At 49.5% G+C, this 281-nt stretch carries 2 rRNA genes; both read right to left on the bottom strand.

Annotation, left to right across the window (positions count from 1 at the left end):
* Positions 1-91, bottom strand: a 5S ribosomal RNA gene (gene rrf, locus GTP45_RS27835); the annotation flags it as partial.
* A 112-nt stretch (positions 92-203) separates the two neighbouring features.
* Positions 204-281, bottom strand: a 23S ribosomal RNA gene (locus GTP45_RS27830); the annotation flags it as partial.

The raw sequence follows: 281 nt of genomic DNA, 5'->3' as shown, positions 1-281 counted from the left end.
CACTGGTTGCAGCACTATCATCGGCGTAGAGTCGTTTCACGGTCCTGTTCGGGATGGGAAGGGGTGGGACCGACTTACTATGGTCATCAAGCTTTGACTTGTATGCTGCGCAGCCCCTTGTTGGGCTGCGCAGCGAATCTGGGAGAAGTAAAGTTTGGGGTATTAACTCATCAAGAGTAAATGCGTATAACCGTCAAGGTTATAGGGACAAGCCGTACGGGCAATTAGTATCAGTTAGCTTAATGCATTACTGCACTTCCACACCTGACCTATCAACGTCC

It is taken from the genome of Duganella rivi, from assembly GCF_009857435.1.
Taxonomy (GTDB): Bacteria; Pseudomonadota; Gammaproteobacteria; order Burkholderiales; family Burkholderiaceae_D; genus Rugamonas; species Rugamonas rivi.
Note: the sequence above shows the minus strand (reverse complement) of the source record. Positions and strands in the feature narration are given on the sequence as shown.